Annotated in this window: 8 protein-coding genes; 3 read left to right on the top strand and 5 right to left on the bottom strand. The window is 60.4% G+C overall.

Annotated features, from left to right (window positions below):
• Window positions 1-70 precede the first annotated feature (70 nt).
• Together NVB75_RS03695 and msrB are read right to left on the bottom strand one after the other, a co-directional pair.
• The gene (locus NVB75_RS03695; protein ID WP_258346043.1) at window positions 71-1,828 is read right to left on the bottom strand and encodes a cytochrome c biogenesis protein DipZ; all 1,758 of its coding nucleotides are present in this window, start codon (window positions 1,826-1,828) and stop codon (window positions 71-73) included.
• 29 nt (window positions 1,829-1,857) lie between these two features.
• Window positions 1,858-2,370 carry a peptide-methionine (R)-S-oxide reductase MsrB gene (gene msrB / locus NVB75_RS03690; RefSeq protein ID WP_258346042.1) on the bottom strand — a complete coding sequence of 171 codons (513 nt, stop codon included), beginning with the start codon at window positions 2,368-2,370 and terminating at the stop codon, window positions 1,858-1,860.
• A 298-nt stretch (window positions 2,371-2,668) separates the two neighbouring features.
• On the opposite strand from msrB, the gene NVB75_RS03685 reads away from it, so the two are divergent.
• Window positions 2,669-3,379, top strand: coding sequence for a response regulator transcription factor (locus tag NVB75_RS03685; RefSeq protein ID WP_017479736.1), 711 nt, complete (start codon window positions 2,669-2,671; stop codon window positions 3,377-3,379).
• Window positions 3,376-4,833 carry a sensor histidine kinase KdpD gene (locus NVB75_RS03680; RefSeq protein WP_258346041.1) on the top strand — a complete coding sequence of 486 codons (1,458 nt, stop codon included), beginning with the start codon at window positions 3,376-3,378 and terminating at the stop codon, window positions 4,831-4,833. Before NVB75_RS03685 ends, NVB75_RS03680 begins: the two co-directional genes overlap by 4 nt.
• 102 nt (window positions 4,834-4,935) lie before the next feature.
• Here the strand turns inward: NVB75_RS03680 and NVB75_RS03675 are convergent, their stop codons facing one another.
• The 3 genes from NVB75_RS03675 to NVB75_RS03665 all read right to left on the bottom strand — a co-directional run bounded on the left by NVB75_RS03675 (window position 4,936) and on the right by NVB75_RS03665 (window position 11,865).
• Window positions 4,936-6,861: an Ig-like domain-containing protein gene (locus NVB75_RS03675; protein ID WP_258346040.1), complete on the bottom strand. Its 1,926-nt coding sequence runs from the start codon at window positions 6,859-6,861 to the stop codon at window positions 4,936-4,938.
• 79 nt (window positions 6,862-6,940) lie between these two features.
• A complete protein-coding gene (locus tag NVB75_RS03670) occupies window positions 6,941-8,803 on the bottom strand; it encodes a hypothetical protein (protein ID WP_258346039.1) in 1,863 nt (620 codons plus the stop codon).
• Between the two features lie 161 nt (window positions 8,804-8,964).
• Complete coding sequence (locus tag NVB75_RS03665) at window positions 8,965-11,865, bottom strand: hypothetical protein (RefSeq protein WP_258346038.1); 2,901 nt, start codon at window positions 11,863-11,865, stop codon at window positions 8,965-8,967.
• Between the two features lie 221 nt (window positions 11,866-12,086).
• Here NVB75_RS03665 and NVB75_RS03660 point away from each other — a divergent pair, with 221 nt between their 5' ends.
• Complete coding sequence (locus tag NVB75_RS03660; protein WP_258346037.1) at window positions 12,087-13,547, top strand: hypothetical protein; 1,461 nt, start codon at window positions 12,087-12,089, stop codon at window positions 13,545-13,547.
• Window positions 13,548-13,633: the final 86 nt, after the last annotated feature.

Raw genomic sequence — 13,633 nt, 5'->3', positions numbered from 1 at the left:
GGTCAACTGTGGGAGCAGGCAAGCCAGCTCCCACATTGATCGGGTTAGCCATGCAAAATTTCGCTATGGGTTAGCCGAACGTGAAGGCGTAGGCCGCCACTTGCGGATCAAGAAACTCGATGGTGAAGGTCCGATCCTTGACCGCGCCCGGCTGGCGAACAAGCTGGTACAAGCGCTGTTCGGTCACCGTGCCACTGCCATCCGGAGCAACGTCGGTGCCGTGGGCATCCCCCGGCGCCTGGCCGTCAATCGTCACGTTGAAGCGCACCGGCTTGCCGTCGGCGCCAGGCCCCAGCACCAGGTGCAGGTCACGGGCGTGGAAGCGGTAGACGATCTTGCCGTGGGCCGCCGCGAGGGTGGCTTGCTGGCCGCCGACGTTCCACTGGCCTTCCAGGGTCCAGTTGTTCAGCGCGAGATTGCCGGCTGCCGGGTAGTGGGCGACCTTGTCGGTAGCCAACGTGCCCGTGGAGACAAAATGCTCGGCACGCTGGAAGCCCAGGTAGGTTTCCGGCGACTGCACTTCGTTCATGTCCGGTGCGGCCTGGATGCCCTTGGCGTCGGCTTCGATCAAGCCGCCTGCGACTTTGGTGGCACCGGCTTCACGCAGCAGTTGCTGGATAACCCGCTCGGACTCGGCGTAATCACCCTCGCCAAAATGGTGGTAGCGAATCTGGCCCTTGGCGTCGGCAACGTAGTGCGCCGGCCAGTACTGGTTATTGAACGCGCGCCAGATCTTGTAGTTGTTGTCGATGGCCACCGGGTAGGTGATGCCCAGGTCCTTCATGGCCTTGGTGACGTTGTTCACATCACGCTCGAAGGCGAATTCCGGGGCGTGCACACCGATCACCACCAGGCCCTGGTCGCGGTACTTCTCGGCCCAGGCCTTGACGTACGGCAAGGTGCGCAGGCAGTTGATGCAGGAGTAGGTCCAGAAATCCACCAGCACCACTTTGCCCTTCAACGCCTCGGCGGTCAGTGGCTCGGAATTGAGCCATTGCACGGCGCCGTCCAGCGCCGGCAACTGGCCTTCCACCGGCAGCGTGTCGCTGTGGTTGGCAGCCATCATCGCGCCGCCGGCCATCATCGCCCCGCTCTTCTGTTCAGGCTTGGCGCTGAGTTTTTCCACCAGGCTTTGTTCCAGGCCACCGGTCGAGGCCGTCGACAAGCGCGCGAGGATGCCGGTGTCCAGGCCCAGGGCAATCGCCGCCACACCCGCCAGCATCAGCGCACCCAGGCCACGGCGCAGCCATTCACCGGCGCCCAGGGAGCGCTTCATGAAGCCAAAGACTTTACCGCCGACCAGCAGCGCCAAGGCCAGGGAGGTGGCAGCGCCTGCCGCGTAGGCCAGCAAGAGCAAGGTAGTGCCGATACTGGCGCCTTGCAGCGCGGCGCCCGTCAGCACCAGCCCCAGAATGGGCCCGGCGCACGGGGCCCACAGCAGCCCGGTGGCCACGCCGATCAGAAACGAAGCGCCCGGCCGCGGCCGCGAATCGGCCCCGGCGGCTTCCGACAGGCGACTGCCCGCCGCCACCAATGGCCGGGTCAGGCGTTCCGACAGACTGGGCAGCAGCAAGGTCAGCCCGAATAGCGCAACAAACAGCAACGCGAGCCAGCGACCGTACTGATTGACTTGCACCACCCAACCGCCGCCCACCGCCGCGAGCGAGGCGACCAGGGCGAACGTCATCGCCATCCCCAGCAGCAGCGGCAAGCCACTGCGCAAAAACGGCTGCCCGGTGCGAGCGAAGACAAAAGGCAGAACCGGCAGGATGCACGGGCTGACAATCGTCAGCACGCCGCCCAGATACGCGAGAACCAAAAGCCACATGGGGTATTCCCTTATAAGAAGACATTGAATTAAGCCGCGGTGAACGTCATGGCTGCGCCGTTCATGCAATAGCGCAGGCCGGTGGGAGCCGGGCCGTCATCGAACACATGGCCCTGATGACCGCCGCAGCGCCGGCAATGGATTTCCTTGCGTTCCACACCGAAGGAAGTGTCGACGTGGCTGGCCACAGCGTTTTCCAGGGGTTGCCAGAAACTCGGCCAGCCGGTGTGGCTTTCAAATTTGGTGGTTGAGGCATACAGCGGCAATGCGCAACCGGCGCAGGCGAAAATGCCGTTGCGGTGTTCGCTGTTGAGGGCGCTGCTGTAGGGGCGCTCGGTGCCCTGCTCCCGCAGGATCGCGTATTGCTCGGCGGTCAGCAGGCTGCGCCATTCGGCGTCGGTGTGGCTGACGTCGAAGTGTTCGGCGGCTTCGGCTTCGGCAATCAGGGCGGGCCCGGCGTTGATTTTTAGCAGCAGGCCACCGGCGATTACCGCAAGCCCGAGGCCGCCGCCGGCCAGCAGCATTTGTCGACGCGTATACATAACCTTCTCCTCACACAAGTGCTGATGGCTGGCGAACCCCCTATGGCTGACAAACAAACTGTGGCGAGGGAGCTTGCTCCCGCTGGCCTGCGCAGCAGGCCCATCTTTCAGGGCCGCTTCGCGCCCCAGCGGGAGCAAGCTCCCTCGCCACAATGGGGTTGCGTACTTATGCCATTGCGGTGATTGAAGGTTAGGCCCGGTCTGGTCGCGGAATCCTCACGCAGAGTTAAACAATTCGTGATAACTACACTGTTGCAAAACCCGCACAATGCGTGAATCACGAGAAAAGGTTTTGCCAATGGATCAGCCCAAACGTGTCCTGGTGGTCGAGGACGATGCGCATATTGCCGATTTGATCTGCCTGCACCTGCGGGACGAGCAGTTCGAGGTGGTGCACAGCGCCGACGGTAACGAGGCCGTGCAACTGCTGGAACAAGGCGGCTGGGATGCGTTGATCCTCGACCTGATGCTGCCCGGCGTCGACGGCCTGGAGATCTGCCGCCGCGCCCGGGCCATGACACGCTACACGCCGATCATCATCACCAGCGCCCGCTCCAGTGAATTGCACCGCATCCTCGGCCTGGAGCTGGGGGCCGACGACTACCTGTCCAAACCGTTCTCGATGCCCGAACTGGTGGCACGGGTCAAAGCCTTGCTGCGCCGGGTAGATGCCATGGCCCGCAACCTCAAGATGGACGCCGGCAGCCTCGACCTCGGCCAGTTGTTCATCAACCCCCTGACCCGCGAAGCCACCCTGCAAAGCCAGCGCCTGGACCTCACGCCACGGGAGTTCGACCTGCTGTATTTCTTCGCACGCCAGCCGGGCAAAGTGTTCTCGCGCATGGACCTGCTCAACGCCGTGTGGGGCTACAGTCACGAAGGCTACGAGCACACGGTCAACACCCATATCAACCGCCTGCGGGCCAAGGTCGAGACCGACCCGGCCAACCCGGCGCGCATCCTCACGGTGTGGGGCCGTGGCTACAAGTTTGCCGAGCAAGCATCATGAAACTGACCCTCACGCAGCGCCTGTCCCTGGTGTTTGCGCTGTTGCTGCTGATTTGCAGCGGCACCTCGGCCTGGTTGCAAGTGCGCTCCAACCACATGCACGAACTGGAGGTGGTGCAAGGCCTGTCCCGCGACCTCGCGGCACATATCGCCCGTGATACTCAATTGATGGACGCCGACGGCCTCAAGCCCGATGCGGTGCGCAACCTGTTCAGCCAGTTGATGCTGGTGAACCCGAGTGTCGAGGTGTACCTGCTGGACATCAATGGTCGGGTGGTGGGCAATGCCGCGCCCAGCGGGCACCTGCGCCGTGACCAGGTGAACCTGGAACCGATTCGCCGATTCCTCAGCGGCGCCCGGTTGCCGATCGTGGGCGATGACCCACGCAGCGTCGACGGGCTCAAGGTTTTCAGCGCCGCGCCGCTCAAGGTCAATGGCCAGCAAACCGGCTACCTGTACGTGGTGCTGCTGGGCGAGGCCCATGACCTGTTCGACGCCCAGGACGCCACCAGCGTCGCCCTGAATATCGCGCTGTGGTCCATCGCCCTGGTAGCGCTCCTGTGCCTGCTGGCCGGCTTGACCGCCTTCGCCTGGATCACCCGCCCCCTGCGCCTGCTGACCGAGAAAGTCGGCCAGTTCGATATAAACGGCGCGCCAAAAGTCGAGCAGCCCGTGGCCACTGCCCCGTCGAGCCAGGACGAAATCGCCGTGCTCGACCAGGCCTTCAACCAGATGGAAAACCGCCTGGGCGAACAATGGCGTGCCCTCACCCACCAGGACCAGGAACGTCGCGAGATGGTCGCCAATATCTCCCACGACCTGCGCACGCCGCTGGCCTCGCTGCATGGCTACCTGGAAACCCTGTCGCTGAAAGACGCCAGCCTGAGCCCCGAAGACCGTCGGCGTTACCTGGGTATTGCACTGGACCAGAGCCGCAAGGTCGGCGGCCTGGCGCAATCGCTGCTGGAACTGGTGCGCCTGGAGCATGGCTTTGTACAGCCGGTGATCGAGGGCTTTTCCCTGCCGGATTTGGTGCAGGACATCTTCCAGAAATTCGAACTGACCGCCGAGGCGCGCGGCATCACCTTGAGCGCCAGCCTGCCGCCGCAGGTACCGACGGTGTTTGCGGATCTTGGGTTGATTGAACGGGTGCTGACTAATCTGCTGGATAACGCGCTGCGGCACACGCCGGTGAACGGGGATATCCAGGTCACGCTTGCGCCCAAGGGGGATCGGGTTGAAGTGACCGTCAGCGACAGTGGGCCGGGGATTGATGCGGAACTGCGTGAAGGGTTATTCCTGCGGGCGTTTACCATTGGTGGTGCACGACGGGATGGGGGGTTGGGGTTGCGGATTGTGCATCGGATATTGCAGTTGCATGGGCGGGAGATTCGGTTGGTGGAGGTGGCTGGGCGTGGGGCGACGTTTAGGTTTTCTCTGTCGCGCCAAAGTTAAAGCGGCCCAGGCAAGGCCGCTTTCATTTACGTCACAAAGGCGTTAAACACCATGCGGGTAAATATTGATCCCCGGCCGCGACGTATCCAAACGTACCTCTACTCAAAACCACAAACGTGCCAGGGTTCCAACCAGCAGCGCACAGCCAATAAAAGTTGTTTCGCGAGGGAAGTGGCAGATAAACCCGAGCAACATCGCCGCGAGCCATAGAATAGTAAGCATATATGGACGCCCCCCTATTGACTGCATCCATCTGATCGACCCAGAGCCATTCATGAGTGCTTCATTAATATTTAACCGCCAAACATTGCTCACTTCTACGGGATACGTTAGTTCAGCATCATTACTATCGGTTACGGTAATAACAACCGACCCATTTCTATTACCCGTTACTTTGCCCGTAATAGGATCAACCGATGCAATAGACATATTGCTAGAGGAATAACGATAGGGTGGCAGTCCACCGCTAGCAACCCGGGTGCCTGTATTGCCAATAGAGTCTTCACCTGTTCTTGGCCATTCCGGCACTTTCAGAGAGAAACCATTCAACTGCATTTTTGTTTGTTCGATTTCCAACTCGACCCCTGACACGTGCACCGTCAGCCGCAGTGATTCCTGGGGCAATGCACCCTGGCGGGATAGAACGTAATACACCTCTGTGGAGTAACCATTGAAATACTTGAGTATGCTGCCGGATACCATAACGAGCTTCTCACCTTCGGGTGTGGTCGGGAAGTCGCCGACCGGCGCGCCTATCCAACGCTCAATCGGGCCACCCTCCCCTTCGGCCACCAGCATTACCTCCAGACGTGCGCCGTCAGGCCAACTGGCTTGGGCAGGAAACCGTACGGTGACTTCAAACAAGTTGGAGTCCAGATGATCATCGATCAGTTGATCAATGGTCGGTGCTGGCCACCTGACCACATCACCCAGGATCCTCAGGTGGCGGTTATATGAACGTTTTTCAGGAACCCCCTCGCCCTGCAGCAGGTAATAAACATAGGCCGTGCCCTTGGCAAGCGCAGCAACCAAGGCGTTTTCGATATTGAAGTAATAGGCCTTGCCACCTGACAGGTTTTGACTCTCCAGATGCGGCACAGCAACGCCCTCATTGTCGGTGCCCGCCCACACCAGCGTGACGACCGAATACGCACGGGCATCCGCACTGCTGACACGCGCACCCACTCTTACTCCCTGCCCACCCAATTGCTCCAGTTCGATATCCCGCTCAGTCTCGGGGAACGTCAGCCAAGGGGCCTCTGGACGCTCGGTATCGAGGTATACGTCCACCCAGGTTATCGCTGACCAACGCGCCCACTCATCCGGATAATTGCCGGTCGCTCCCTCTACCTGAAAGCCCACAGGAATCGCTTCGCCGTTACCGGCGGCGCCGATGGTTGCGTAGTCGACGGTGAGGTGGATGTCGCTGTTCACCTCCTCAGGCTGGACCCGGTGTTCGATTCGCTCGGAACCCCAGACCAGGATCAGCAGATCATAAGGCGCCATGTTTTCCCAATGCCGACACACGATCTCGACGCCCCGCTCCGCGCGTGCGTCGTCGACGCCATCGATCAGTACATCCAGAGGCAGTTCGTACACCAACCGCTGATGCCCCGGCGTCTCGTCATCAGGATCACGCCCGCCGGGGCGCTGCAGGTTGACCCGTAGCCGCAGGCGCGCGGTTTCGTCGCCATCTTCGCCATTGCGGATGACTTTGGCATACACCGGATCGGCCCACGACTCGAGGATGTGGTCCACCGGTACGATGAACGGGATGCGCGTGAGGTCCTCATCGTCGTCACGGATAAAGTTGCCCGCGACCGGCGACTGCGGGTCGCCCCAGTACAGCTCGAACACCGTGCCTGGCGGCGTGTTTTCCGGACGTGCCATATGCACCAGCAGCGGGTGCTCGATATGCCGCAGGCCGATGCCGCCATCGGCGGCTTCGACATCATCGGGGATGGGGGGCTGAAGCAACGGGATGTCAACGGGAGGCAGGAGGTTGGCAGGTATACGGGGCGTGGTCATCGTTAGGCTCCTCATTGTTGCAAATAAATCTGTCCCGTTTATCGGTCCCGTTTATCCGTAGGCTGCAATAAATGCCCGGTCAACGACGAACAACGTATGTGACGGGAGGGAAAACAATGGCATCGGCCTCTGCCGCATCGGGCCTGAAACCGGCCTTGAACTGCATCGTCAGTCGACCGTGAAATCCGGCGAAAGTGGAATAGTCAACCCTCGCCTCAACTTGACCGGCGTTGAGCCAAAGAGCGTTTACCGCCGCACCGTTGGCACCATCCCAAAACATCACGTTGCGCGGCGAGTTGTCGCTGTTTTGCCCGCTGAAGTGAAGCCATACCGGGTAATTCAGGGTGATAAAAGGCCAGGTGCCAACGCGAACCGTCCCTCCTTCTGTCACAGCGCTCAGGTCTAACACCTTTGTCGTCTGATTGGCCTCGTTGATCTTAATGACAGTTTGTCCAAGCACGTCATCTTCAATCACGTTGTCGATCCGTGTAACCGACACGTACTGGGTTTCCGAAGGCTTAATTTCACCTGCACGAGTCACCTCGTATGTCAGAAGAAACATGCCGCTAGCCGCGTTCCTAATGTTGGCCGCGATGGCTGAAGCCGGAATGGCGAACGTGACTACCCCGTCGGCAAGGCCGTTCTTGGCGGCAATTACGGGTGAATCGGCACCAAAAAGACTCACCATCGTCACCTGGATCCTGTCAGTGGTGTACATGGGCTGGTATCCCACCCTGACCGTGGCCCCGGTCTGAGCATCCAGCGGGCTCAGGAAAACAACTCTTCCTTCACCCGCAGCTTCAGGCATTCGGGGCCGAGGAAATTTCACTGGCGAGGCCGAGCGAAGGATCCTTAGGTGGCGGTTGTATGAACGTTTTTCAGGCAACCCGTCGCCCTGGAGCAGGTAATAAATGTAAGCCGTCCCCCTGGCCAGCGCAGCCACCAGGGCATGGTCGATAGTGAAGTAATAGGCCTTGCCACCTGACAGGTTTTGGCTCTCCAGATGGGGCACTGCAACGCCCTCATTGTCGGTGCCCGCCCACACCAGCGTGACGACCGAATACGCACGGGCATCCGCACTGCTGACACGCGCCCCCACTCTTACTCCCTGCCCGCCCAATTGCTCCAGTTCGATATCCCGCTCGGTCTCGGGGAACGTCAGCCAAGGGGCCTCTGGACGCTCGGTATCGAGGTACACATCCACCCAGGTTATCGCCGACCAACGCGCCCACTCATCCGGATAATTCCCGGTCGGACCCACCACCTGAAACCCCACGGGAATCGCTTCGCCATTGCCGGCGTCGCCGATGGTTGCGTGGTCGACGGTGAGGCGGATGTCGCTGTTCACCTCCTCAGGCTGGACCCGGTGTTCGATCCGCTCGGAGCCCCAGACCAGAATCAGCAGGTCATAAGGCGCCATGTTTTCCCAACGCCGAAACACGATCTCGACGCCCAGCTCCGCGCGTGCGTCGTCAACGCCATCGATCAGCACATCCAGAGGCAGTTCGTACACCAACCGCTGATGCCCCGGCATCTCGTCATCGGGATCACGCCCACCAGGACGCTGCAGGTTGACCCGTAGCCGCAGGCGCGCAGTTTCGTCGCCATCGCCGCCCTTGCGGATGACTTTGGCATACACCGGATCGGCCCACGACTCGAAGATGTTGTCCTCCGGCACGATGAACGGGATGCGCGTCAGGTCCTCATCGTCGTCGCGGATAAAATTACGCGCGACCGGCCACTGCGGGTCGCCCCAGTACAGCTCGAACACCGTGCCTGGCGGCGTGTTTTCCGGACGAGCCATATGCACCAGCAGCGGGTGCTCGATATGCCGCAGGCCGATGCCGCCATCGGCGCCCTCGACATCGTCGGGGATGGGCGGCTGAAGCAATGGAATGTCAACGGGAGGCAGGAGGTCGGCGGATGGGCGATGCAGGGGCATGATGAAAGTCCTTATTGAGTCGCCGTTGGGCGCTGATCCCATCAAATACTTATGGACGCGGCGTGGCTACTGTCAGAATTCACAGGTGGCGACAGGCGGTTTCGGTCTACGTAGTGACTGAAGCAGTAGCAATCTGACGCGGCACCCGAGTCACTCGCGCTTCATGTTTTTTCCAGTTTGATGTCATCGATAAGCAGGGCAAAGGATGGATTTATTGGCGTGATTTCAATGGCGACTCGTGTTGGAGACCCGGAAATGGAAATTGACCCAACTGATCCGTTGGTCCACACAGGATGGAATATTTGATGATTGATGATGTTCAAGTCATTGATAAAAAAACTCGCTTTCCCCTTCGCTTCTCCACTCGCGTCTCCGCTGTAGTTAACCATCAGCCGATAACTGCCGGCGGCCAACGCAAAATAATCCTTGAACAGAAAGGTTGTAACCGGTGAAGCCGGATTCACCTCAGACCGATAAACCGTCCGACCCGAATGCGCGACAATTCCCCCTGGGTGGTTTTCATCCAGCGTGCGCCAGCCATTCATCTGGTAATCATTGAACGTGGTCAAATCGACAAACTTCGAATTGACCACGTAAGTCGCCACGGGAAACAGCACCGCCTGTGCCTTATCGGTACTGGTTTTGTCAAAGCCGATGCGCACTTCAACGCGTAATACAGAGCCTTGTTTGAGCGAGCTGAACCATGTGTGGCGCGGGTCGTACTCATAACCCGCGGCATGACCATTCAGGGCCCCTGACCATGGCTCATGGATGACTTCCCGATTGCTGTTATTCGTCCCAACGTAGGTCAACCAGATACGCTGCCCGTTGGGCGTCTGGAAGGGATAGGCGCCGATGCTCCAGCGCGTCGCCTGGTTGAAATCCGGTACGACCAAGGCAGAGCCGGTGGGTAGCCTGTTGATCAAGGGGATGGGCAATCTGTTGGTTGGAATGGGCGTCACGGCAACCGTCAATGGCTGCGACGCTCGGGTTTCACCGGCGCGGGTTACGCTGTAGGCAAACGTGACGAGCTTGTCGCTGTTGCCAATGTTGGCCGCAATCGCCGCCCGGTGAATGTCGAACTCAAGCACCCCGCCAGTGTCGTTGCCCGGCCGGCTGGGGATCACCGGTGAACCGGCACCGGCGGTGCCTTTCATGGTCACCTGGACCGTGTCGCTGGCACGCATGCCCACGTAGCGCACCACCAGCTGCGTGCCCTCCTGCACATCCAGTGGCGCGAGGGTTGCACTGTCCGATCGAGTGATGGCTGCCCCCAGCAATTTAGGCGCTGGCAACTCCCCCAGACCGCGAAAGATCTGCACCAGGGTGACATGGGAAAACCGGGTCTTTTGCCCGCTGCGCTCCAGGCTGAAAAAAGCCCTCACCCGCTGGTCCAGGTTGGGCATCACGAAGTCACGGGCAATGAGGTGCTCGGTGAACTGCCCGTCCAGGCCGACTTGAACCTTGACGCTGGTGCTCGCCAACGGCCCCATCCAGAAGAGCGTGATCCAATCAGCGCGTTCAGTGTCGGTGAAGGGTGCCGTCACCTTGATGTAATCGCCTATATCGTCGGGAGACAACTGGCCGTTGAATGCGTTTTCTATCGTGGGGGCGTCCATATCACGCACCGGCTCGCCCACTTGCACGGTCAACCGCTCGGACTCCTGAGGAAGCTCCCCCGGTCGGGTGAAGACGTAATACACCTCCACAAGGTATCCATCAAAACGCGTCAGCTGAGTGCCGGGCACCGAAAAGGTCATGTGCCCTGCGGCCGGCGGTGCCTGGGGATCGGTGCGGTACTCGATGGCGTCGTCGGAATGGCAGGTTATCCATACCACTTCAACCTGCCCACCGCCTGACCAACTGGCGCGGGTTGGAAACCTGACGGTGGCGTTCGCCAGGTCGGGCAACAAGAAGTCGCCGGTCTGTTGATCAATCGTCGGCGGTAACCATCGGCTGACCTCGCCGATAACCCGCAGGTGGCGGTTGTAGGAGGGCTTGTCATCCTGCCCGGCACCTTGCAGCAGGTAGTACACAACCGCGCGGCCTTTGGCGTTGGCGGCAATCAGCCCGTGGTCGATCGTAAACTCATAGGAGCCAGCCCCTGACAGGGCTTTGCTCTGGATTCCCGGAACTGCAGCCCCTGCCCCGTCTCTTCCCGCCCACACCAGGGTGACAAGGGAATGGGTGCGAGCGTCTGCCGCGCTTATGCGCACGCCGATTCTTACAGGCCTGCCGTCCAGCTGTGCCAGGTCGATATCGCGATCCGTCACCGGGAATGTCACCCAGGGCGCTTCAAGGCGCTGGATATTCAGGTGCACGTCCACCCAGCTCGTCGCCGACCAGGGTGCCCATTCATCCGGGTAGTTGCCGGTCGGCCCCATGACCTGGAATGCCACGGGAATAGCCTCACCGTTGCCTGCATCGGCGATGGTTGGGTAATCAACGGTCATGCGGATGTCGGTCTTTACCTCGTGAGGCTGCACCCTGCGTTCGATTCGTTGGGAGCCCCAGACAAAAATGATGAGGTCGTAAGCGGCCATGTTCTCCCAGTACCGGAATGTCACCTCAACGCCCCGGAGAGCCCGCTCATCATTCACCCCGTCCAGCAACACGTCCGGTGCCAACTCGAACACCAGGTTCTGATGCCCCGGCGCGTCGATATCAGGATCGCGTCCGCCCGGCCGATGCCGGTTGATACGCAAACGCAAAGGTTGGGTCTTGCGCTCCGTGCCGTTACGGACGACGACGGCATATACAGGGTCGGCCCAGTACTCACCCACACTGTACGCCGGCACAATGAGCGGGATATGGCTGAGCCATTCGTCCCCGTGGCGAATGAAGTTGCTCGCCACGGGCCAGAAAGACGTGCCCCAGTACAGCTCAAACAAAGTGCCCACCGGGCTGTTCTCAGGCCGCGCGACCCACACCACCAGTGAGTGCTCGAGATGCCGCAAGCCGATGCCGCCGTCGGCCTTCTCCACATCGCCCTCGATCGGCGGTTGCAGGCCATAGATTGTTACCGGTGGCAGCAGGTCGTTAGGCAGCGCTGGTTTAGACATGACGAAGCTCCAGGTCGAACTCGTACTCACCCACACTCGGGTAGCCGTTAGGGTCAATCAGGCGCTCAAAACAAAGCTCTGGCTACTGTCAGAATTCACAGGTGGCTAATCGCTACCTGTGAATTCTGACAGTAGCCAGGTGCATTTCAGGGGTGTTTGATATCTCCAAAGGCGCGCCCATTTCGCTCAAGGTGCGCCGTCGCCCGAACAGGAGATTGACCGTGCCCAGCCAAAGCCCCACTGCATCACCCAACCTGTCGCTTGCGCCCGAGGCCCTTGAGCGTCTGGTTATTCCCGGCATGACCCAGAACGTTCCCGGCTATGACGGCGGGTTACCCGAGTGGTTGTTTGCCTCCGGGCTGACGGCACAGGTCAACAACAGTTGGGGTGCCCAGCCAGGGGACATGATCACCGTTGGCGAACAGATAGACCCCATCAATATCCGGGCGATAGCCGTCAAACAACTGGAGCCTGGGGATGAGTTGCAAGGGTATTTTTTCTTTAGCCTGCCGCAAAAAGAGCTGCCCGACGGTGAGTTCAAACTGGGCTACGTGTTGCATCGCGCCGACGGCAGTCGCGCCCAGCATTCCTTGCCGTTGCACGTACTGATCAAAACCGATTTACCCGGCGGACCGGACAGCGGCCAACTGCCGGAAGGACACCCAGCACTCTCATTCAGCCTGTCAGCCCTGCAAATCTACCCACCTGAAGCCGCCCGGGGCGTTATCGCGATCATCGAGCCTTACCCGAACATGCATGCGCAAGACGTCATCCACTTCCAGTGGGGAGGCTTGACCATCTTGCAGCCGGTCGAGGGCGTCGGGCAGCAGACCCACATCTCCATCAGCCATGGGCAGATTGTCGAGGCGGGTGACAGCTATGGCTTGCTGGTCAACTTTTATCCGGTCGACCTGGTCGGCAACCCGTCCGTACAAAGCTCAAGGTACCTGGAGGTGGTTGTCGACCTGGCCGGCGCAAAACCCGATGGCCCGGCCATCATCACCGATGACCCGCTGGGCTACATCGACCCGGACCGGCTCAACGGCGAAAGCCTGCAACTCGAGCTGTACACCACTGCCCAGGTCGGCAAGCCGGGAGACCTGTATGACATCACGTTCCGCGCCTACCCACCATTGGGCGGCGTGGTCACCTACCGGGGGTTCGAAGAAATCGTCAGGGCCGGGGTGCCCGTCAATCACCCGGTGCCCTACAGCGTGGTCCGCGCCGCCGCCGGGGGCAAGATTGAAACCAGCTTCGTCCTGCGCAAGCGCACGGAACCGGCAGACCTGGTGTCGCAAAAAACCTTCGCCCGCGTGAGGGGGTCGGTGGTGCGCCTGGCGGCTGCGTTTTTTGAACGCTACCCAGGGCACGTTGTGGCGCCCATACCCGATTCGGCCATCGTGAGTATCCCCTGGTACCCATGGTGCAAGCCCACAGACAGCATCACCGTGATCCTGCGGTACGTGAAATCGCTCAACGAAACCATTGTGTTCAGCGAGCCGCGTGTAGTGGGCACATCGTGGGTCGATGGCGCGCCCATCAGGCGTTTGATCTATCGCAAGGACCTTGAACGATTCGAGGGTTTCAGCCCGGAGCTTTATTACGTGTATGAGTCCGCGCAGGTCAGGGCTCGCTCCCTGGACTTGAACGAGTCTGTGCGCCAGCGCGTGCAAATCGGCTAATACCATTTGTCGGCACCTGTTAATTCTGACAGTAGCCAACTGTCCACGACCGGTATTTGATAAACCCAAAGCTCAGGAACGGATCC

It is taken from the genome of Pseudomonas sp. CBS, assembly GCF_024734645.1.
Lineage (GTDB): Bacteria > Pseudomonadota > Gammaproteobacteria > Pseudomonadales > Pseudomonadaceae > Aquipseudomonas.
Note: the sequence above shows the minus strand (reverse complement) of the source record. Positions and strands in the feature narration are given on the sequence as shown.

Bases quoted from the DNA above. Each gene is read 5' to 3' on its own strand.
- NVB75_RS03695 (WP_258346043.1), bottom strand. From the start codon at position 1,828: ATGTGGCTTTTGGTTCTCGCGTATCTGGGCGGCGTGCTGACGATTGTC.
- NVB75_RS03670 (WP_258346039.1), bottom strand. From the start codon at position 8,803: ATGCCCCTGCATCGCCCATCCGCCGACCTCCTGCCTCCCGTTGACATT.
- NVB75_RS03675 (WP_258346040.1), bottom strand. From the start codon at position 6,861: ATGACCACGCCCCGTATACCTGCCAACCTCCTGCCTCCCGTTGACATC.
- msrB (WP_258346042.1), bottom strand. From the start codon at position 2,370: ATGTATACGCGTCGACAAATGCTGCTGGCCGGCGGCGGCCTCGGGCTT.
- NVB75_RS03680 (WP_258346041.1), top strand. From the start codon at position 3,376: ATGAAACTGACCCTCACGCAGCGCCTGTCCCTGGTGTTTGCGCTGTTG.
- NVB75_RS03685 (WP_017479736.1), top strand. From the start codon at position 2,669: ATGGATCAGCCCAAACGTGTCCTGGTGGTCGAGGACGATGCGCATATT.
- NVB75_RS03665 (WP_258346038.1), bottom strand. From the start codon at position 11,865: ATGTCTAAACCAGCGCTGCCTAACGACCTGCTGCCACCGGTAACAATC.